This window comes from Streptomyces hundungensis (assembly GCF_003627815.1).
Taxonomy (GTDB): Bacteria; Actinomycetota; Actinomycetes; order Streptomycetales; family Streptomycetaceae; genus Streptomyces; species Streptomyces hundungensis_A.
In genome coordinates this window covers 1,648,158-1,668,288 of the sequence record NZ_CP032698.1, presented here as the reverse complement: position 1 = coordinate 1,668,288, position 20,131 = coordinate 1,648,158, and the positions used below count along the sequence as shown (strand labels likewise).

The 20,131-nt window shown below is 71.2% G+C and carries 15 protein-coding genes; 6 read left to right on the top strand and 9 right to left on the bottom strand.

Annotation, left to right across the window (positions count from 1 at the left end; genetic code table 11):
• Positions 1 to 220 precede the first annotated feature (220 nt).
• A complete protein-coding gene (locus DWB77_RS07470) occupies positions 221 to 892 on the top strand; it encodes a DUF6445 family protein (RefSeq protein WP_120720501.1) in 672 nt (223 codons plus the stop codon).
• Between the two features lie 201 nt (positions 893 to 1,093).
• Positions 1,094 to 3,157: a phosphocholine-specific phospholipase C gene (locus DWB77_RS07465; RefSeq protein ID WP_120720500.1), complete on the top strand. Its 2,064-nt coding sequence runs from the start codon at positions 1,094 to 1,096 to the stop codon at positions 3,155 to 3,157.
• A gap of 65 nt (positions 3,158 to 3,222) precedes the next feature.
• On the opposite strand, the gene metG is transcribed toward DWB77_RS07465, so the two are convergent.
• The 7 genes from metG to DWB77_RS07430 all read right to left on the bottom strand — a co-directional run bounded on the left by metG (position 3,223) and on the right by DWB77_RS07430 (position 11,453).
• Positions 3,223 to 4,947: a methionine--tRNA ligase gene (gene metG, locus DWB77_RS07460; RefSeq protein WP_120720499.1), complete on the bottom strand. Its 1,725-nt coding sequence runs from the start codon at positions 4,945 to 4,947 to the stop codon at positions 3,223 to 3,225.
• Positions 4,948 to 5,232: 285 nt separating this feature from the next.
• Positions 5,233 to 6,003, bottom strand: a complete 771-nt coding sequence (locus DWB77_RS07455; protein WP_120727480.1) for a hypothetical protein — start codon at positions 6,001 to 6,003, stop codon at positions 5,233 to 5,235.
• A gap of 35 nt (positions 6,004 to 6,038) precedes the next feature.
• Complete coding sequence (locus tag DWB77_RS07450) at positions 6,039 to 7,325, bottom strand: VWA domain-containing protein (protein ID WP_120720498.1); 1,287 nt, start codon at positions 7,323 to 7,325, stop codon at positions 6,039 to 6,041.
• Positions 7,326 to 7,419: 94 nt separating this feature from the next.
• The gene (locus DWB77_RS07445; protein ID WP_120720497.1) at positions 7,420 to 8,844 is read right to left on the bottom strand and encodes an FAD-dependent oxidoreductase; all 1,425 of its coding nucleotides are present in this window, start codon (positions 8,842 to 8,844) and stop codon (positions 7,420 to 7,422) included.
• Complete coding sequence (locus DWB77_RS07440) at positions 8,841 to 10,028, bottom strand: MAB_1171c family putative transporter (protein ID WP_120720496.1); 1,188 nt, start codon at positions 10,026 to 10,028, stop codon at positions 8,841 to 8,843. The genes DWB77_RS07445 and DWB77_RS07440 overlap by 4 nt, the downstream gene beginning before the upstream one ends.
• Positions 10,029 to 10,031: 3 nt before the next feature.
• The gene (locus DWB77_RS07435; protein ID WP_120720495.1) at positions 10,032 to 10,562 is read right to left on the bottom strand and encodes a toxin-antitoxin system, toxin component; all 531 of its coding nucleotides are present in this window, start codon (positions 10,560 to 10,562) and stop codon (positions 10,032 to 10,034) included.
• A 225-nt stretch (positions 10,563 to 10,787) separates the two neighbouring features.
• On the bottom strand, positions 10,788 to 11,453 hold the full coding sequence (locus tag DWB77_RS07430; RefSeq protein WP_120720494.1) for a helix-turn-helix domain-containing protein: 666 nt from the start codon (positions 11,451 to 11,453) through the stop codon (positions 10,788 to 10,790).
• 263 nt (positions 11,454 to 11,716) lie between these two features.
• Here DWB77_RS07430 and DWB77_RS07425 point away from each other — a divergent pair, with 263 nt between their 5' ends.
• A complete protein-coding gene (locus tag DWB77_RS07425; protein ID WP_162952465.1) occupies positions 11,717 to 12,487 on the top strand; it encodes a hypothetical protein in 771 nt (256 codons plus the stop codon).
• Positions 12,488 to 12,599: 112 nt separating this feature from the next.
• The gene (locus tag DWB77_RS07420) at positions 12,600 to 14,774 is read left to right on the top strand and encodes a tetratricopeptide repeat protein (protein WP_120720493.1); all 2,175 of its coding nucleotides are present in this window, start codon (positions 12,600 to 12,602) and stop codon (positions 14,772 to 14,774) included.
• Between the two features lie 10 nt (positions 14,775 to 14,784).
• Here the strand turns inward: DWB77_RS07420 and DWB77_RS07415 are convergent, their stop codons facing one another.
• On the bottom strand, positions 14,785 to 15,381 hold the full coding sequence (locus DWB77_RS07415; protein WP_120720492.1) for a TetR/AcrR family transcriptional regulator: 597 nt from the start codon (positions 15,379 to 15,381) through the stop codon (positions 14,785 to 14,787).
• Positions 15,382 to 15,621: 240 nt separating this feature from the next.
• On the opposite strand from DWB77_RS07415, the gene DWB77_RS07410 reads away from it, so the two are divergent.
• Positions 15,622 to 16,593, top strand: coding sequence for an alpha/beta hydrolase family protein (locus DWB77_RS07410; RefSeq protein ID WP_120720491.1), 972 nt, complete (start codon positions 15,622 to 15,624; stop codon positions 16,591 to 16,593).
• Here the strand turns inward: DWB77_RS07410 and DWB77_RS07405 are convergent, their stop codons facing one another.
• On the bottom strand, positions 16,594 to 17,856 hold the full coding sequence (locus tag DWB77_RS07405; protein WP_246033447.1) for a hypothetical protein: 1,263 nt from the start codon (positions 17,854 to 17,856) through the stop codon (positions 16,594 to 16,596). It abuts the gene before it with no gap.
• A gap of 1,141 nt (positions 17,857 to 18,997) precedes the next feature.
• On the opposite strand from DWB77_RS07405, the gene tdh reads away from it, so the two are divergent.
• Complete coding sequence (gene tdh, locus DWB77_RS07400; protein WP_120720490.1) at positions 18,998 to 20,026, top strand: L-threonine 3-dehydrogenase; 1,029 nt, start codon at positions 18,998 to 19,000, stop codon at positions 20,024 to 20,026.
• Positions 20,027 to 20,131: the final 105 nt, after the last annotated feature.

The window sequence follows — 20,131 nt, the reverse complement described above, 5'->3', positions numbered from 1 at the left end:
CCCGGGGAAGCCGCGAGAAAACCGTCACCTGGTGAAATGCACAGCCATCCCTTACCGGCCCATGGTTCGTTCTTTCCCTCCCTTTTCTTCATGGTCATTCGCGATCCGGACATTTACGAGCCCGGACCCGATATCCCTCCCACCACAATTCCCCCCTATTGGCCAAAGGTTGACCTGTTCGGTGGAGAGCCGCAGGTGAGCGATGAGTAGGGTCGGCCGCATGGCTCCCCAGCGTCCGGCGATCCCGGTCCTTCCCTATCGCAAGCCCAAACTCGGCCGGGATTACTGGGTGTTGGACGATGTGCTGCCCAATATCGATGACATCAGGGCGCGTTGTATCGCCAAGGACGACTGGGTCGAGGGATATCCGCACAAGCCCGAATCATGGCCCGGACTTCGCGCCATGCCCGGTCTCGCGCCCGCCGAGCTCGCCCGGGTGGAGCGTCTGGTCAAGCAGCACACCGGCGCCAAGGAGCTGTGGCAGGCCGTGGCCCCGGGCGGTGCGACGCTCAACCACAACTGCGTCCAGGTCGTCGGCGCCGGTGAGGGCGAGCCCCGCCCGCACACCGACTCGCGCGCGCTGTGCCGCTACGCGGCGGTGCTCTACCTCAGCCCGGATGCCCCCAAGGACTGCGGCACCAGCTTCTTCCGACAGAGCCTGCCCGGCGGTGTCCTGGGCGGCAACATGGTCACGGCGCCGCACAACAACCTGGTGGAAGCGCTCGGAACGCGCTTCGTCCCCCCGGACTCCTTCACCGAGGACGTGCGCGTCGCCCACCGCTACAACCGGCTCCTGCTCTACACCGCCAACACCATGCACAGCGCCACGAACTACTGCGGTAGCACCCTCGAAGACAAGCGCATGACCGCGGTCTTCTTCTGGATGGCGTGAGCCCCGGGCGCGGGCGCCCCGGCGCGAGCGGGGGCGCCGGTACTCCACAAGCATGGGGCGCCGGGCGTGACATGGGGTTCCTGTTCGTTTCCCGTACCGCGGAACGTCACAGTGACGACATGGGGTCTTTCGCGGCCCTGGGTGTTCTTGATACACCCCTCTCGCCCCCCTGTTCCCTCACGCTTGCAGAGGCCCCCACTCATGGCTGAACTCAACCGGCGCCGGTTCATGCAGCTCGCGGGCGGCACCGCCGCCTTCGCCGCGCTGTCGCAGAGCATCGCCCGGGCCGCCGCCATCCCGGCCGCGGGCACCACTGGCACCATCCAGGACGTCGAGCACATCGTGGTCCTGATGCAGGAGAACCGTTCCTTCGACCACTACTTCGGTTCCCTGAAGGGCGTCCGCGGCTTCGGCGACCCGCGCCCGGTCACCCTGCCCAGCGGCAAGTCGGTGTTCCACCAGGTCGGCGGCGGCAAGGAGGTACTGCCGTTCCGGCCCAAGGCGGACAAGCTCGGCCTTCAGTTCATCCAGGACCTGAACCACGACTGGGCCGGCAGCCACCGGGCGTTCAACAACGGCAAGTACGACCAGTGGATCCCCGCCAAGACCGCCACGACGATGGCGTACCTCACCCGCGAGGACATCCCGTTCCACTACGCGCTCGCCGACTCCTTCACCCTCTGCGACGCGTACCACTGCTCGTTCATCGGCTCCACCGACCCGAACCGCTACTACATGTGGACCGGCTACACGGGCAATGACAACACCGGTGGCGGGCCCGTCCTCGGCAACGACGAGAAGGGGTATGGCTGGACCACATACCCCGAGCGCCTGGAGGAGGCCGACGTCTCCTGGAAGATCTACCAGGACACCGGCGACGGACTGAACGCGGCGGGCGGCTGGGGCTGGATCAGCGACGCCTACCGGGGCAACTACGGCGACAACTCCCTGCTGTACTTCAACAATTACCGCAACGCCCAGCCGGGCGACCCGCTGTACGACAAGGCGCGCACCGGCACCGACGCCAAGAACGGCGACGACTTCTTCGACATCCTCCGGGCCGACGTCCAGGCCGGGACGCTGCCCCAGGTCTCCTGGATCGCCGCCCCCGAGGCCTTCACCGAGCACCCCAACTGGCCCGCCAACTACGGCGCTTGGTACATCTCGCAGGTCCTCGACGCACTCACCTCCAACCCGGAGGTGTGGGCCAGGACCGCCCTGTTCATCACGTACGACGAGAACGACGGCTTCTTCGACCATGTGGTCCCGCCCTTCGTGCCCTCGGGCGCCAACCAGGGTCTGTCCACCGTCGCGACCGGACCCGACTACTTCCCGGGCAACGCCAGTTACGCGGCCGGCCCCTATGGGCTCGGCCAGCGCGTGCCGATGCTCGTCGTCTCGCCGTGGAGCACCGGCGGCTACACCTGCTCCGAGACCTTCGACCACACCTCGATCATCCGGTTCATGGAGCGCCGCTTCGGGGTGCGCGAACCCAACATCTCGCCCTGGCGGCGCGCCATTTGCGGCGACCTGACCTCCGCGTTCGACTTCAGCCGCAGCCAAACCACCGCACCCGGCCTGCCCTCGACGGCGGCGTACGTCCCGCCGGACCACAACCGGCACCCCGACTTCGTGCCGGTGCCGCCCACCACCGGCACCCTGCCCAAGCAGGAACGCGGCACCCGGCCCACCAGGCCACTGCGTTACTCCCCGTTCGTGGACGGCGCGGCGAACGTGAGCACCGGCAAGTTCGCGCTCACCTTCAGCGGCGGCGCCTCGGCCGGGGCGCAGTTCCTCGTCACCTCCGCCAACCGTACGGACGGCCCCTGGACCTACACCACCGAGGCCGGCAAGACCATCACCGACGCCTGGAACACGACCTATTCGAGCGGGGTCACCGATCTCAGCGTGTTCGGGCCCAACGGGTTCCTGCGGACGTTCCGCGGACCCGGCAAGACCGCCGGACCCGAGGTCACCGCACGCCACAACGCGAGCACCGGCAACCTCGACCTGACCATGACCAACGCGGGCAAGTCCGCCGTCCACCTCAAGGTCGCCGGCGCCGCCGCCTATGGGGGAGCGACACAGACGTTCACGGTGGCCGCGGGCGCGACCGTCAAGTTCAGCGTCGACCTGCGCGCCGGCAAGAGGTGGTACGACGTGTCGGTGACCTCCGACGCCGACACCACCTTCCTGCGCCGCTTCGCCGGACACGTCGAGACCGGCGCGACGGGCGTGAGCGACCCCGCGCTGCTCACCGTCTGAACCCGCCGCCACACGACCGAGGGGCCCTCACCCGGGTGGGTGGGGGCCCCTCGGCCGTGGCGTGATCAGGCCGCGTCGGCGCCGCCGAAGCGCTCTCGGTAGGTCTCCAGGTCCTCGTCGGTGATCTTCGCGAAGAGCACGGGAGGAACCGTGAAAGCGGTTCCGGCGGGAACCGCGTCCAGGGAGCGGGCCTGCTCCGGGGTGACCCAGCTCGCCGTGTCGCCCTCGAGCGCGAACGCGGCGCGCATCGCCTTCGCCGAGGACGGGATGAACGGCTCGGACACCACCGAGTAGAGGTGGATCAGGTTCATCGCCGTACGCAGCGTCAGCGCGGCGGCCTCCGGGTCGGTCTTGATCTCCAGCCAGGGCGCCTTCTCCTCCAGATAGGAGTTGCCGGCCGACCACAGCGCCCGCAGCGAGGCGGCCGCCTTGCGGAACTGGAGCGCTTCCATGTGCCCCTCGTACTCGGCGAGCAGCCCGGCGATCTCCTCGCCGAGCTTCACCTCGGCGGGGCCGGCCTCGGCGCCCGCCGGTACGTCGTCGCCGAAGCGCTTGCGCGAGAACGACAGCACCCGGTTCACGAAGTTGCCGAGCGTGTCCGCCAGGTCCTTGTTGACCGTCGCCGTGAAGTGCTCCCAGGTGAACGACGTGTCGTCGGACTCGGGGGCGTTGGCCATCATGAAGTAGCGCCAGTAGTCGGCCGGCAGGATCTCCAGCGCGTCATGGGTGAAGACACCACGGCGCTGCGAGGTGGAGAACTTACCGCCGTAGTAGTTGAGCCAGTTGAAGGCCTTGACGTAGTCGACCTTCTTCCACGGCTCGCGCACCCCCAGCTCGGTCGCCGGGAACATCACCGTGTGGAAGGGGACGTTGTCCTTGCCCATGAACTCGGTGTACCGGACGTCGGCCGCGCCCTCCGGCTCGTACCACCACGACTTCCAGTCGCGGTTCGCCGGGTCCAGGTCGGCCCACTCCTTCGTCGCGCCGATGTACTCGATCGGGGCGTCGAACCAGACGTAGAAGACCTTGCCCTCGGCGGCCAGCTCCGGCCAGGTGTCGGCCGGCACCGGCACGCCCCACTCCAGGTCGCGGGTGATGGCACGGTCGTGCAGGCCCTCGGTGAGCCACTTGCGGGCGATCGAGGAGGCGAGCTGCGGCCACTCGCCGCCGACCCGGTCGATCCACTCCTCGACCTCGCCCTGGAGCTTGGACTGGAGCAGGAACAGGTGCCGCGTCTCGCGGACCTCCAGGTCACTGCTGCCGCTGATCGCTGAACGCGCTTCCAGCAGGTCGGTGGGGTCCAGGACGCGGGTGCAGTTCTCACACTGGTCGCCGCGCGCCTTGTCGTAGCCGCAGTGCGGACAGGTACCCACGATGTAGCGGTCCGGCAGGAAGCGGTCGTCGGCGACCGAGAACACCTGCCGGATCGCCCGCTCCTCGATGAACCCGTTCTCCGCGAGCTTGCGCGCGAAGTGCTGGGTGATCTCCACGTTCTGCTGCGAGGAGCTGCGACCGAAGTAGTCGAAGGCCAGCTGGAAGCCGTCGTAGATCGCCTTCTGGGTGTCGTGGGCCTGCGCGCAGAACTCGGCGACCGACAGGCCCGCCTCCTTCGCGGCCAGCTCGGCGGGCGTGCCGTGCTCGTCGGTGGCGCAGATGTACAGGACGTCGTGGCCGCGCTGGCGCAGATAGCGGGAGTACACGTCCGCGGGAAGCATCGACCCGACCATGTTGCCCAGGTGCTTGATTCCGTTGATGTACGGCAGCGCGCTGGTGATCAGGTGTCGAGACATCCTCGGATGCTCCTTATGTTCGTACGTGCGGAACCGCGGCGAGGCCGCGGCGAACCCAGGTAGGGAGGGCCCGTCCGCAGGGCCACACCAGGTGACGCCCCCGCCCGACGGGCAGGGCCATGCTATCGAACCGCCCGCGCCCTTCTCGCCGGAATTCCGGGCGCCCCGCGACGCCCGTCCCCGCCCGGCGCGGACGGGGCCGGGCGGGGACGGAGAGCGCTCTCGCCTCCGCCCTCCGCCCGCGCGGGGCAGACGCGCGGGCGGCTGGGAGCGCTCTCCCCGCCCCTACGCGCCGTGCGGCACCCGGGAGGGCCGGCCGCGGCCGCGGGTCAGGCGGTAGCCGCCGAGGCCCGCGAGCGCGGCCAGCAGCCCGCCCGCGGCCGTCCACAGCCAGCGGTCGGTCCACCAGCCCGACGCCCAGCCGCCGTCCGGCTCGACCGCGGACTTCGCGCCGAGCGGGGTGGCGAGGCTGCCGTCCACGGCGTGGGCGCCGCCGGTGTCCAGGACGGTCGGCTCGACCTCCGCCGTGAACGGCAGACCCCGGTCCGCGTCCGGCAGCGACACCGCCGTGAGCCGGATGTAGTAGCTGCCCGGCAGCGGGTCGGTGGACCAGGTGTCGGCCCAGGCGAGCGTCGGCCGCAGGGTGCAGGACAGCTCGACGGCGGCCGCGTCCTCGGCCGCGGAACGCGACTGCGTCCCGTACATGCACGGCTGGCGGCGGCGCAGCCCGTCGTACACGTCGATGCGCCAGGTGGACGCGCCGTGCCGCGAGGCGGCTTCGGGGAGCGTGACCTTCGCCGCGACGGTCGGGCGCTGCCCGGCGTCGGCGGGGAACATCCAGTACAGGTAGTCCCCGCTGGACGCGGACGCCGTGGCCTTCTGGCCCTGCCGCACCGCGACCGCGGTACGGAACGCGGTACCCGCCTGGGTGGGCGCGGCGTCGCTCTTCGACGCCGAGTGACTCGGTGACGGCGAATCGGCGAGCGCGGCCGGGGCCGCGCCGAACAGAGCCGCGCCGGCCAGCGCCGCCGCCGTCAACGTCCGTACGGTACGCATCAGTTGGCCCCCGGGATGAGTGATGGTGTTCGGCATCAGTTGGTCCGCCAGACCGCGATGCGCCAGCGCGAGACCCAGCCCCACACCAGGCCCGCCACGAGCCCGGTCAGCGCGAGGGCGCCGAGCAGCCACCAGCCCCGGCCGAGACCGAAGGCGGCCACGTCGGACGCCCGGTCGGGGCCGTCCACCACGTCGATGGCCAGCTCGACCGGCAGACCCGGGTCGGTCTTGACGCCGGGCGCCGCGGAGAAGGAGTTGGACACCTCGAGGCAGACCGTCTCGGGAGTCGACTTGTCGTCCGAGTCGTCCGCCGGCGCCTTGGGGTAGCGCAGACCCGTGGAGATCAGATCGGTGCGCCCGTCGCCCGCCTCGGAACCCCGGACGATCTCGCGGCCGTGCGCGGTCACCGCCCGCAACAGCACCCCGTAGTCGGGGTTGGTCTTGCGGTCCACGCCGATGCTGGCGGAGGCGCGCAACTCCTTGCCGGGCAGGACGTCCACCTTGTAGGAGCGGTGCTCGGCGAACTTCTCGCGGTCCGTGTACAGGCCGGGCTTGAGCTGGGGAGCGCTCTCACAGCTCGCGGCGCCGGTGGTGGCGACCGGTACCTGCACGGGGTCAGCGGCCCGGTCCACCAACTGCTTGACCTTGCCGGAGAGTTGATCGGTGTGCTGCACCGAGGTGTAGGTGCCGCCGGTGGCCTCGGCGATACAGGTCAGCTGTTCGCGGGTCTTGGCGTCCGGGATCAGGCCGAGCGTGTCGATGGTGAGGTGGATGCCCTGGGCGGCGATGTCCCGGGCCACCTCGCACGGGTCGAGCGGCTGGCAGGTGTCCTCGCCGTCGGTGATCAGCACGATCCGGCGGGTGGTGTCACCGCCCTTGAGGTCCTCGGCCGCGCCTTGGAGCGCCGGGCCGATCGGGGTCCAGCCGGTGGGCGCGAGCGTGGCGACGGCGGTCTTCGCCTCGGTACGGTTCAACGGGCCGACGGGGTAGAGCGCACGGGTGTCCTTGCAGCCCACCTTGCGGTCCTCGCCCGGGTAGTTGGCGCCCAGGGTCCGTATCCCGAGCTGCACCTCCTGCGGGACCGCGTCGAGCACCTCGTTGAACGCCCGCTTGGCGGCGGCCATCCGTGACGTGCCGTCGATGTCGGCGGTCCGCATGGAACCCGAGACGTCGAGGACGAGGTCGACCTTGGGCGCGGCCTGCCCGGACTGCCCATCGGGCCCGGGCGCCGCGGAGGCCGTGTCCGCGGCCGGGAGGATGCCGGTGGCGAAAGTGGCGACCAGCGCACACACTCCGGCCGCCAGCCGTTTTCTGGTGATCATCGCCGGATCCTATGGAAGCATGGATACCGGCCCCAAATCGGGCGGGACCGATCCGCTCAAATCCCTTGATCCGGCGCCGCGTTGACCCGCCGGGTCACGGGGTGCGCTGCGGGCGCCGGGCCACCAACAGCTCACGCTCCGTCAGCGGAGGGGCCGTCAGGCGCGGCAGCAGCGGTCCCCGCAGGACGGCCAGCACGATCCGCGGCCGCACCAGGGCGGTACGCGGCCCCGACAGCGTCATCACGTCGAAGAGGGCCTTGGTGACGCCCGGATGTCCCGTCGCGGTCAGCAGCAGCCGGTCGACGTACCGGCGCAGCAGCTTGGCACCGACGCCGGGCCGGGTGCCCCGCGCGCCCGGGTAGAGGATGTCCTGGCCGACGGCGAGCTCCCAGGCGAGCGAGACCGGGCGGGCCACCGCGCGCTGCACCCGGGCGGCGAGCCGCGGCGCCCTCAGGCCGTCGGCGGCGAGGTGGTCGCGCAGCGCGGTGGCGCCCTGCGCGGCCACCGACAGGCCGTGACCGTAGACCGGGTTGTACGTGGCGACCGCGTCGCCCAGCACCACGAAGCCCTCCGGCCAGTGCTTGACCTTCTCGAAGTAGTTCCTCCGGTTGACGGTGCTGCGCGTGAGCACCACGTCCGTGAGCGGTTCCAGGTCGCTGATGAGTTCACCGACGACGGGGTGGCGCACCGAGCGGGCGAAGTCCTCGAACGCGTCGGCGCAACCGCTGGGGCGGCCCCCTCGGGTGCCTGAGAGCGTGACCAGCCACCGGCCGCCCTCGATGGGCACGATGGTGGTGGTGCGGCCCGGCACCGGCAGGCGAGCGTCCGACTGCACATTGATCAGCGGGAAGTGCTCGGTTTCCGAAGGGGCGCGGAAGATGCGGCTGGCGTAGCCGAGCCCCGAGTCGACCTCCTCCTGGCGGGGCGCCTCGACACCCAGCGCGCCGAGCCAGACAGGGGCCCGGGAGCCGCGCCCGGAGGCGTCGACGACCAGGTCGGCGTGCAGAACGCGCTCCTCGCCCTCGAGGGTGCGCACCCGGACGCCCGTCACCCGGGCCGCGCTGCCCTCCAGGCCCAGCAGTTCGGTCCGGTTCAGGACCTCGATCCGGGGGTCGGCGGTGGCCCGCTCGCGCACCACCCAGTCCAGCAGGTCGCGGCTGCAAGCGATCACGAACTGCATCTCGGGCCAGCGCCGCAGCCAGCCCTGGGACTGCAAGGACACGAGCCCGGTGGGCAGGGCGATGCGCCGGGCGCCCGCGGCGAGCCAGCGGTCGGTGACGCCCGGCAGCAGCTCCTCCATGGCGCGGGCCCCGCCGGACCACAGCAGATGGGCGTGGTGCGCCTGGGGGAGCCCCTTGCGGGGCGCGGGCCCCGCGGGAAGGGTGTCGCGCTCCACGACGATGACGTCGTCGGCGTACTCGCGCAGGGCCGCGGCGGCCAGCATGCCCGCCGTTCCGCCGCCGATCACGACGGCGCGACGTCGGGTGGAGCCTCTGAAGGAACGGTCGGGGTCGCTCAACGCACTTCGCTCTCTGGCCTGGCCGCGCGCCCGGGGGCCGTCGCGACGACGGGTGCCTCACGCAGGACGGCGGAGATCCGCACCAGGTCACGTGCGCCCTCGGTGGTGGCGGATTCAGCGGTCCCGGGCGAGTCGAGGATTGCGCCTTCGGGATCGGCGACCCGGGCGCGGACCGCCGCCGTCACCATGGCCGCGTCGGCGACGGCCTGGGCCTGTGCCGCATCGGCGCCGTTCGCCGAGGCCTCGGCCAGCGCGCGGGCGTGCGTGTGCTGGTCGAAGTACGGGTGCAGGGCCAGCAGCCCGTCGTGGATGTCGGACTCGCGGCGCGTCAGGGACAGTTCGGCCGACCACCACCACAAGAAGCCGCTCGCCCGCGCATGTCCGGGGGCGATGGGGTGCAACACGCTCCACAGCGGGCCCAGTTGACGGTAGGTGGACCAGATCTGCCAGGTGTCCGTGAGGCGTTGGCACACCAGCGGAAGACAGAATCCCACCGCGCTGACCTGGGCGCCCAACGAGGCGAGGATCGGCGCCACATTGGTGCTCAGACCGTCCCAGTTCCCCCCGGCCCAGCGGGCGAACACGGCGGCGAACTTGGCTGCCGCGTAAGCGGTGTTGAACGTGTAGCCGACCATGATGATCAACAGCCCGATGCGCAGCCAGCCGTGCACCTGGAGCGCCCACCGCCAGCACAGGTAGTTCATGGTGACACCCGCGACGGTGACGCCCGCCAGATACAGCACGATCATCTCGCGGATGTACGGGGTGGTGGCGTAGTACGTGTCGAGGTCGCGCAACCGCTCGACGGGGGCGTCACCGAGCAGGAACAGCACCACGAGCAGCACCATGTGGACGCTGTATCCGGCGATCCAGCGGCGCGAGATCCGCCGGGTCCGCTCGGGCGGCCCGCCGCGCCAGTTGACGATGAGGACGAGACAGCACGCGCTGAACCCGCTGAGCAGCGCGTACACCAAAGGAGCCGAGAAGTTGGTGATGCCGGTCAGCCGGTTGACCTCGGCGATGGTGGGCGGCGCCGCGAAGAAGAAGACCAGGCCGGCCATGGCGAGCAGCGCGCACACCGCGCGCAGCAGCGGATCGCGCCAGGCCCGCACCAGGGAGGGGACCTTGAAGGCGAGCGCGGCGGCCATCGCGGCTGCCGGGATGTAGTACGAGGGGCCCTGCACGCCTCAGCCCTGCGGCCCGCGGTATCCCAGCGAGGCCTCGATGCGGCCGGCGAGCTTGTCGCGGCGCACCGGGCCGCGCATGCCCGAACCCGTCAGCCAGGGGCGGCACTTGCTGCCGAGCAGCACGCCGAAGCTTTCGGCGTCCGTCTCCTCCGCGAGATGGGAACGGGTGCGGGCGGCCACCTTGCGTACGGTGTCGCTGACGTCGGCGTCGGGGGCGAGGAGACGGGCCGCGACCGCCGCGCCGTCCACATGGTGGCTGCCGTGCCCGGCGTTCATGTGCCACAACTCGTGTCCCAGGATGACCAGTTGATGGTCGGGCGCGGTGCGTTCCTCCACGACCACCAGGTCACGGTCGGCCATGTCGAGCCACAGACCGCTGGCGGTGCCGGGCGGGAAGGCCGCCATGCGGAACTCGACGGGCCGGCCCCGGCGCCTGCTCATTCCCTCACACAGCGCGGCGTACAGAGCGGCCGGTTCCGCGGGGGCGGGGAGGGTGATCCCCGCCACCAGCTCGCCGCACAGCCGGCGCATCTCCTTCGCTATGCCCACCGTTCTCCCCGCCAGCCGTTCATGGAGCAGCACTTCGTCGAGCGGCCCGTCACTGTGCAGCCTGCCGAGCCGTAGGTCTTTGAGCCAGTCACCATTGAGCCGGAGTTCGTTGAACTTGGCATCATGCCGAGGCCGGAAATGAATGGAGGGCGACGCCCGGGCAGGCGGACGGAGGCGGCACGGTGCCGCCGAAGGGTGCCGCTCATCTCAGGACTCCGACCGCTTCACGCTCTCCAGGAGCATGTCCAGCCACTCGGTGACCTTGTCGCGGTGCTTGTCGGTGGGCAGTTGGGCGGCGCGCCAGGCGATGCCGCGCACCCCGTGGTCCTGGAGCAGCCGCTCCAGCGCGTCGCCCCCCGGCGCCCCGGCGAGCGCCACCTCCCGCTCGCGGCCCGCGAGTTGCTGGAGGAGCTCCTGCTCGGTGCGGAGCAGGGCGCCACCGAGCGCGTCGGTGTCGTCAGCGGTCAAGAACCCCGCGTGGACACCGAAGAAGCGCTGGATCGCGTCACAGTGCTCCATCGTCGGGCGGCGGTCGCCGTTGATCAGGGCGCCCGCCTGCTGGCGCGACATGCCCGCGCCGTCGGCGATCTCCTGCTGGGTGTACGGGCGCCCGTTGGGCTTGAGCCGGGTGCCGCGCAGCAGGCTGAACCGTTGGAGGAAACGGGCCTGCAAGTCGGGTTCGCCGGCCGGCCGCCCCTCGAGCAGCGCAGCCACCACGTCGCCGGGAACCCCCGATGCCTCGGAGAGCCGGTGGACGTCGAACACGTCCGCCTGGCTCATGCCGAGTTTGTCGGCGAGCTCGGCCACACGGGCGACGACGGCCGCGAGGGGGCCCGTGGCCGCCGGTCCCGGAACCAAGAAGCCGTCCGTCACCAGTAGTTCTCCTAGATCATGCGAGGTCTGTGGGCGCAACAGTGGATGCTCCGGAGATTAGCGGGTCCCGGCAACAACAACCAGAACTTGCCACAGTTGTGGCGCAATCATCGCTTCGGGGGGCCGGAATGCCACGATGCTTGACATCATTGTGGTGGCGGTATCAGGATCGCCACGCGGTGTGAAGATCGCCCTCCGAGCCCCGGGCGGGCCCGAAGGCCGGCCGCCGCACTCGCGGGCCAGCAAGAGGAGTCGCGTACTCGATGGCGGAAGAATCGGTGGCGAAGGATTCGGTGACCAAGGTTTTGGCAGTACGGGCCCTGGCGGCGGGGCGGCCCTTCGCCCTGGTCGAGGAGCGGCCCGGACAGCAGACGGCCGCGGGGGAGCGCGTCGCCGACGACACGACAACCGTCACGACACAGCCCCCCGGGCTCCCGGACGACCCCGAACTGCGGGCCTACGTCGAGGACTACTTCGCGATGACGGACGCCCTGCCCTTCCCGTCCGTGGTCCTCGATCCGGGCTGGGGCGTGGCCCACACCAACCCGGCCTACGACGCGCTCTTCGGCGGCATCGGCCCCCACCCCACGGCCATGCCCGACCACAACTTCCTGCGCTTCGTCCTGTTCCACCCGGACGCGGCCGCGGTGCTCGCCGAACACGAAACGGCCTGGTGCCTTCCCCTCCTCGCCCAGTTCGCCGCGGCCTTCGCCGACGATGAGAGCGCTCCCGGCCTGCGAGACATCCGCCGCGACATCGCGGACGACCCCATCATGGACGCCGCCTTCCGCCTCGGGCTTCCCCACTGGGTCGAGGCCGTCGGAGACGCGGCCGTCCACCACGACGGAGCCCTGCGCCACCTGCGCCACCCCGACCCCAAGCGCGGCCGCACCAGCTGCCGCCTGGTCAACGAATCCCCACGCACCCTCCGAAAGTTCGGGCTGCGCCGCCTGACCATGGTGCTCCGCGAGACCGAGCCGCCACCCGCCGCCCGAAGGGCCCGCGCCCACCTCAGCGTGGTACCGGCCCCCTAACCCCCACCCCGGCACCACACGATTTCAGCCAACCCCTGCCGAACTCGGCTTGCCGCAAAGGATGTTGCTAGCGTGGCCGCGGCAGGCGGGCGGCAGGACATCGGGGGCGGACATGCTGGATCCCACATCGACGGCAGCCGTCGGCGCCGTACTCGGCGCGATCGGTGCGGGCCTCGCCAACGAAGCGGGCAAAGCGGCCTGGGAGAGCGCCGGAGGACTGGTGCGTCGCATCGTCGGCCACGAGGTCCGCGCCCCCCGAGGCCGCGACGAACTGAACGGCATCGCCCAACAAGTCCACGACGCGGTACGCCACGACCCCGCACTCGCCCGGGCCTGGACGGCGTTCGCCCGCAGCGCCCCGCGCCCAGGCCACCCCACCCGGGTGCCCGCACTGCACGCCTCCACCCGCTTCTTCACCGACCGAGACGCCGAACGCAAGGCCCTCGGCAAAGAAGCCTTCCGCACCGCGGACGGCCGGCCCCGCATCGCCGTACTGCACGGCCCGCACGGCATCGGCACCAGCGCCCTCGCCCTCCACTGGGGCTGCACCCAAGCACGCCGCTTCCCCGACGGACAGCTCTACGCCGACCTGCGCGGCACCGGCACCGGCGCCACCCCCGGAGCCGACCCGGCGACCGTACTGCGCCTGCTACTACGGGAGTTGGGGATCGCGGCCGCCGACATCCCACCCGCCACCGAGGACCGGCAGGCACTGCTGCGCGACTGCACGGCCGACCGCAAAATGCTCATCGTCCTCGACCACGCCAGGTCCGCCGCGCAAATCCAACCCGTCCTCACCTCCGCGCCCGACGTGTTCGTCATCGTGGCCGCCCGCCACCCGCTGCCCGGCCTCGACGCGGTCGGCATCCCCGTCGGCCCCCTCGCCGACAAGGACGCGCGACGACTGCTCGCCCAAGTCGCCAAAGCCGGAAACGTGACCCTGGACCGGGCGGCCCTGCCCGCCGTGGTGGCCCGCTGCGCCGGCTCCCCCTTCGCGCTCCGCGCCACCGCGGCCCGCCTCACCGAGCAGCACTGGCGACAGGAACGACAGCCCGCCGACGACGCCGCCCGCACCGCGGTCGCCGACGGCATCCGCGCCCTGACACCCGACACCGCCCGAGCGCTGCGCCTGCTCGCCCAGCGCGACTGGCCCGCGATCCAGGCACCGCTGGCCGCCGCCATCCTCGACCTCGACGAGACCACGGCCGAACGCCTCCTGACCGAACTGGCCGCCGTCCAGCTGCTGGAGAGCGCTCCCAGCCGCGGCACGGACGGCAACGGCGGCCCCCGCACAGCAGGCGGCGCCTACCGGATCAGACCGCTGATCCGCGAGTACGCCGCCACGGAAGCACTGCGCGAAGACGGCATCGCGGCCACCCAGGACGCCGTACGACGCGCCGTGCGCTGGTGCGTCACCTTCGCGGAACCCGCGAGCCGGGCGGCCCTCAGCCACGGCTGGCGCCTGGGCGACACACAGCCGCCGGCACCCGGCGGCGTACCGTACACGAACGCCGGCGAGGCACTCGGCGCGCTGCGCGCCGAACTCGGCAACCTGCTCCAAGCCGTCGGCGCCGCCGAGGAGTTGAGCGATCCCGACGCGGTCTTCCGACTGAACCAGGCCCTGTGGCCGGTCCAACTCAAGATGGGCTGCCACGACGAACTGCTCCCCGCCCTGCGCGCGGGCGTCCGCGCCACCGAGGCCTGCGACCCCGCCTCCCGCGAGGCCGCCCGTATGCACACCCTGCTCGGCCTGAACCTCATGGAACTCGGACGGTGGCCCGAAGCCGAGAGCGCTTTCACCGCGGCCGCCCACGCCGAACGGGCCGCCGGCCACACCCGGGGCCACGCCACCGCCGTCGAGTCCCTCGGACTGCTGCGGCTGCGCGAATGGCGCTTCCAGGAGGCGTACGACTGCTTCGAGGCGGCCGACCGCATCCTGGACGACGTCACCGCCGACGGCGAGGGAAGCCGCGACCTGCCCAGGGCCCGCGCCCTGCTGCAACGCCACCGCGGCCGGGCGCTGCGCGGCCTCGGCCGGTGGGCGCAGGCCGAGACCCGGCTCGAGAGCGCTCTCGCCTTCTTCCGGGACACCCACGAGGCCTACAACACGGCCCGCACCCTCACCGACCTCGCCGAGACCTACGAGGCGAGCGGCCGGGCAACGGCCGCGCTGCCGCTGATCGACGAGGCGATCGCGTCCCTGACGAACGAACAGGCCCACCACCACCTGATCCACCTGAGAGCGCTCCGCGAGCGGTGCGCCGCGGGGGAGCGGCCCCAGAGCTGAGCCGGGCCCCTTACGAGGACGCCGGCTGCCGCAGTCCGCGCAGCAGCAGCTCGACCAGCCGGCGGGGATCGTAGCGAGGGCCGCTGTCCCGCCCGATGCACAGGTTGCCGATACCGCGCATCAACTCGTAGGCCTGCGTGCCCGGTTCGATCTCACCGGCCTCGACGGCCGCGTCCAGCAACCGGGCGCACACGGGCACCAGGCGGTCCTGGAAGTGGGCGAGCAGCGCGTCGAACCCGCTCGCGTCGGACTGCATCGCCTTGGCGAGCCCGTGCTTGGTGACGAGGAAGTCGACGAAGAGGTCGACCCACTGGCGCAGGGCGGCGAAGGGGGAGTCACCCTCGGCCAGCAGGGTCGGGCCCGCCTCGGCGCACGCCTCGACCTGATGGCGGTAGACGGCCACGACGAGATCGGCCCGGGTCGGGAAATGGCGATAGATCGTCCCCATCCCGACGCCCGCCCTGGCCGCGATCTCCCGAATCGGCGCGTCGACGCCCGAAGTGACGAACACCGCCGCCGCGGCGTCGAGCAACGTCTGCTGATTGCGCAGCGCATCGGCCCGCTTGCCTCGGGCCGCCCCGTCCCCCGTCGCACTGGTCCTGGGCACCGCGGTCTCCTTCCGATCACCGTTGACTAAACGGAACAGCGCTCCGTATATTAAACGGAACGGCGTTCCGCTTACAGCCTAGCGGAAGCGCGCCGCCCCCGGCTGCCCACCCCCATGCCCCTGCCCTACGAGGCCCACGCGAAGCCCTCGACAGGGGCAAAGGGGGCAGAAGCTAGCGAACCGACCCGAAATCCCCCCGACACACCCACTGAACACACCCGCCGAAAGGACCTCCACCCCATGTCTGCACCGACCTCGACCCACCCGGCCGACACCTTCATCTCGCCGCCCACCCCCGCACTGTCGGTCGGCCCGATCGTGCTCGCCACCCCCGACCGGGCCGTGGACCTGCATCTACGGGTCACCGCACCCCAGAGCGGCACCGACCTCCCGGTCATCCTCCTCTCCCACGGCCAGGGCCACTCGAACCACCTCTCCTCACTGAACGGCTACGCCCCCCTCGTCCACCACTGGGCGGCCCACGGATTCGTCGTGATCCAACCCACCCACCTCAGCTCACGCACCCTGACCCTCGACCCCGAAACACCCGGCGCACCCCTCTACTGGCGATCACGGGTCGAGGACATGACCCGCATCCTCGACCGACTCGACGAAATCGAAACCGCCGTCCCCCAACTCGCGGGACGACTGAACCACGACAAGATCGCCGTGGCCGGACACTCCATGGGCGGCCACACCGCGAGCCTGCTCCTCGGAGCCCGGCTCACCGACGACGGACAAGAAGTGCGACTGGCCGAACCCCGGATCAAGGCAGGCGTACTGCTCGCCTCGCCCGGCCGAGGCGGCGACGCTCTCACCGAGGAAATAGCCGCGAACTACCCCTTCTTCCTCACCACCGACTTCTCGTCCATGACCACCCCCACCCTCGTGGTCGCCGGCGACCAGGACACCTCCGCCCACATGACGGTCAACGGCCCGTCCTGGCACGCCGACCCGTACCACCTCGCACCCGGCCCCAAGAGCCTGCTCACCCTGTTCGGCGGGGAACACGGCCTGGGCGGCATCAGCGGATACGACGTCGCCGAAACCACCGACGAGAACCCCGAGCGGGTGTCCGCCGTCCAGCGCCTGACCTGGGCCTACCTCCGCTCCGAGCTCCATCCCGGGGATGCGGCCTGGCAGTTGGCGTGCGAGGAACTCGCGGCGGGGAACCCCCCTATCGGGCAGGTCGAATCCAAGCCGGCCCCGTGATCACCCTCGTCCTGCCGTGACGGACACGTGGTGCACGACGGGCCCCGCGCGAACGGTCAGCCCCTTGTCGATCGCCTGCTCCACGGTTCGGCCCGACGTCAGCCACGCGTGCAGGGCGGAGGCCGAAGCCGCCGGGTCGAGCCCCTCGAGGCCGTCCGCCTCGCTCGTCAGGCGCAGGAGTGGGCCGCCGCGCGTCCGCACCGTGCATGCGTCCGGGCCCGTGACGAAGGCGGCGAGCGAACTGTGCGGGTGGCGCGCGAGCACCTCCGACGCCCACCGGCCGGGCGAACCGAACCGGACGTCACCCGGCGCGCCCTCCCTCAACACAACGTCCGCCAGGGCGAGTTGGCCGGGATCACGGGTGTCCTCGGACACCGCCAGATGGACGTACCCCTCACCCTCGGGCTCGTAAAACGGATCCGCGTACCGCGCTATCTGGATCTCGTACGGGTCCGAGGTCACCCGGGTAAGGACACTCAACGGGGCAGTCACACAAGGGCGTTGGCGGGGAGGGAGGCGCAGGGGTTCCAGGAGCGCGGGCCACCGGGGCTCGGGAACGCCGATGAGACGGTAGAAGAGCCCTCGCAGCAAGGCCGCCGACGCGCCGGGCGCGGAGGTGGTGAGGCGGGCCGGACCCGGAAGGGGGCGATGCCGCGCCAGCAGGACGTCGAGTTGGGCGGCCAGCGGCGTGTGCGAATCCAACTGCGGCGCCCCGTCCACGAATTCGGCCACCGGCGACTGCGGGTCGAGGCCGCCGACGGGGGCCCGGCCGAGCAGGACGGGGGTGCCCAGGGCCGCCGCGTAATAGCTCACCGAACCGTGGTCGCCGATGACCGCGTCCGCCGCGAGCAACGCCTGACGCCAGTCGTGCAAGGGGTCCACGAGCGTGAGGCCGGCCCGCAGGGCCCGGTCGAGCCAGGCCCGGATCTGGCCGGGGCCGTGTCCGTGCCAGATGTTGGGGTGCAGCACGGCCGCGACCCGGTACTCATCGGCGGGCAACTCGGCGGTGAGCCGCGGAAGCAGCGAGGGGAGCACGTCGTCCCCGCCGCCGTCGCCGAACAACGACTCGGGGTTCCAGGTCGAGTTCAGCAGAACCAGACGCTGACCCCGACGCACCCCGAGCGCCTTGCGGAAGCGCTCTCGGTACGGGCGGGCCGCCAGCATGCGGTCGAAGCAGGGATCGCCCGCGAGGACGGCCGTGGGAACCGCTTCCGGGCACGCCGCACGCAGCCGGTCCAGTTGCTCGGGGTGCGAGAGCACCATGGCGTCCGCGATCGGCTCGCCCTGGTGCAGCAGCCACTCGGGGAGAGGCCGAAGACGGGGGAGGCGGTGAGAGCGCTCTCAGGCGGGGCGGAAGGGTTGCCCGAGGCCTCGGGCGAGAGGTGTCCGGTGTCCGGTGTCCGGTGTCCGGTGTCCGGTGTCCGGTGTCCGGTGTCCGGTGTGGCAAGCGTTTTATTGTAGCCGACACCGTGGGAGAGCAGGGTCAAAGGCCCACAAATACGGTGGAGTTGACCTCCCAGGCTGGCCGTGATCGCCAGGTCCACCGGCGTGGTGAGCGCCTGCTCCCAGGGGAGCACCGGCACTCCTGTCTCGGCGAGCAGGGCCTCGACGCCGCCGTCGAACGCGGACGATCCCGTATGGGTGGCCAGCAGTTGCACGCCGAGGTCGTCGTCGAACAGGGGAAGCACATCGAGCAGCCGGGTCGCCGAGGTCACGTTGTGCACCACGAACAGCACGCGCCGGCAGTTGCCACGGGTCGCCCAGCGGTGGGCGTCGAGGCCGACCGGCACCCGGATGTGCCGGCCGTCCGCCTCGGCCACCGAGTCGCTCCCCGCCCCCCGCTTCACTTCCGTGCCATCCCCTCGTTGTGGTGCGGCCACGATAACCAGCGCGGGCCCACCGCTCTCGGGCCCGCTCAAGATCCGTGCGGCCGCGCGGCCGGCCTCCGCCGCGCTGCCCGATCGCTACTGCTCCATATGGCTGCTCCTGTTTCTCCCCGGGCGCGCGCCACGCCCTGGGGCCGCAGCCCCTTCCTCGGACGCCTTCGGGGGCCCTGGCCCCCGGTGCGGGACGCCCTACGACAGTCGACGAGTGGGGCGCGAGGGGCGCGCGTGAAGCTCGGCTGTTGGCCTGCTTAAGAAATCCTCGATGGACTCCGCGGCCAGGTCTCGGCAGATTGGTGATCAGCAAGATCGGCCGGCCCTACCGGACCGGCCAGACGTTCGCAGCCGTCAGTCGCTGTCTGCCGTCTGCCGTCTGCCGTCTGATATCTGACATCTGTCAGCCGTCGACCGTCAGCTGTCAGCCGTCGACTGCCAGCTGTCACCCCGCCCCGCCCCACCGCACGCCCGGCCTCGATCCCGTCGCCGGTCCCGCCCCTCACCGTACGCCGGGAGCCCCGCCCATGAAGGCACTTGTCAAGCAGCACGCCGAACCCGGACTGTGGCTCATGGACGTACCCGAGCCGGAGACCGGGCCGGGCGATGTGCTGATCAAGGTGCTTCGTACCGGCATCTGCGGCACCGATCTGCACATCCGTTCCTGGGACGGCTGGGCGCAGGGCGCGGTCAGGACGCCGTTGATCCTGGGGCACGAGTTCGTCGGCGAGGTCGCCGCGATCGGCGCGGACGTCCAGGACATCGCGGTGGGCGACCTGGTCAGCGGTGAGGGCCACCTGGTCTGTGGAAAGTGTCGCAACTGTCTGGCCGGCCGGCGTCATCTGTGCCGGTCCACGATCGGGCTCGGGGTCGGTCGTGACGGCGCGTTCGCCGAGTACGTGGCGCTGCCCGCCTCCAATGTGTGGGTGCACCGCACCAAGGTGGACCTGGACATCGCCGCGATCTTCGACCCGTTCGGCAACGCCGTGCACACCGCGCTGTCGTTCCCGCTGGTCGGCGAGGACGTGCTGATCACCGGCGCGGGGCCGATCGGCATCATGGCCGCGGCGGTCGCCAAGCACGCCGGTGCGCGCAGCGTCGTGATCACCGATGTCAGCGAGTCCCGACTGGAGATCGCGCGCAAGGCCGGGGCGACCCTCGCGCTCAACGTCGCCGAGCACGACATCGCCCACGCCCAGCGTCAGCTCGGGCTCAAGGAGGGCTTCGACATCGGCCTGGAGATGTCGGGCCGCCCGGAAGCCATGCGCGACATGGTCGCGAACATGACGCACGGCGGCCGCATCGCGATGCTGGGCCTGCCGGCGCAGGAGTTCGCGGTGGACTGGGCGAAGATCGTCACCTCGATGATCACCATCAAGGGCATCTACGGGCGCGAGATGTTCGAGACCTGGTACGCCATGACGGTGCTGCTCGAAGGCGGTCTCGACCTCAGCCCGGTGATCACCGGCAAGTACGGCTACCAGGACTTCGACGCGGCGTTCAACGAGGCCGCCACCGCCCGCAGCGGCAAGATCATCCTCGACTGGACCGTCTGAGCACCCCCGCGGCGAGTTCCCTTCGCGGGAGCTCGCCCCGGCAGCCCCACGCCCGCTGCCCCGCCCGCAGGCCCCCAGTGGGCCCCCCGCAGGCCTTCCCCGCCG

Bases quoted from the DNA above. Each gene is read 5' to 3' on its own strand.
- DWB77_RS07455 (WP_120727480.1), bottom strand. From the start codon at position 6,003: ATGCGTACCGTACGGACGTTGACGGCGGCGGCGCTGGCCGGCGCGGCT.
- DWB77_RS07405 (WP_246033447.1), bottom strand. From the start codon at position 17,856: ATGGTGCTCTCGCACCCCGAGCAACTGGACCGGCTGCGTGCGGCGTGC.
- DWB77_RS07470 (WP_120720501.1), top strand. From the start codon at position 221: ATGGCTCCCCAGCGTCCGGCGATCCCGGTCCTTCCCTATCGCAAGCCC.
- DWB77_RS07465 (WP_120720500.1), top strand. From the start codon at position 1,094: ATGGCTGAACTCAACCGGCGCCGGTTCATGCAGCTCGCGGGCGGCACC.
- DWB77_RS07420 (WP_120720493.1), top strand. From the start codon at position 12,600: ATGCTGGATCCCACATCGACGGCAGCCGTCGGCGCCGTACTCGGCGCG.
- DWB77_RS07425 (WP_162952465.1), top strand. From the start codon at position 11,717: ATGGCGGAAGAATCGGTGGCGAAGGATTCGGTGACCAAGGTTTTGGCA.
- DWB77_RS07435 (WP_120720495.1), bottom strand. From the start codon at position 10,562: ATGCGCCGGCTGTGCGGCGAGCTGGTGGCGGGGATCACCCTCCCCGCC.
- tdh (WP_120720490.1), top strand. From the start codon at position 18,998: ATGAAGGCACTTGTCAAGCAGCACGCCGAACCCGGACTGTGGCTCATG.
- DWB77_RS07450 (WP_120720498.1), bottom strand. From the start codon at position 7,325: ATGATCACCAGAAAACGGCTGGCGGCCGGAGTGTGTGCGCTGGTCGCC.
- metG (WP_120720499.1), bottom strand. From the start codon at position 4,947: ATGTCTCGACACCTGATCACCAGCGCGCTGCCGTACATCAACGGAATC.
- DWB77_RS07410 (WP_120720491.1), top strand. From the start codon at position 15,622: ATGTCTGCACCGACCTCGACCCACCCGGCCGACACCTTCATCTCGCCG.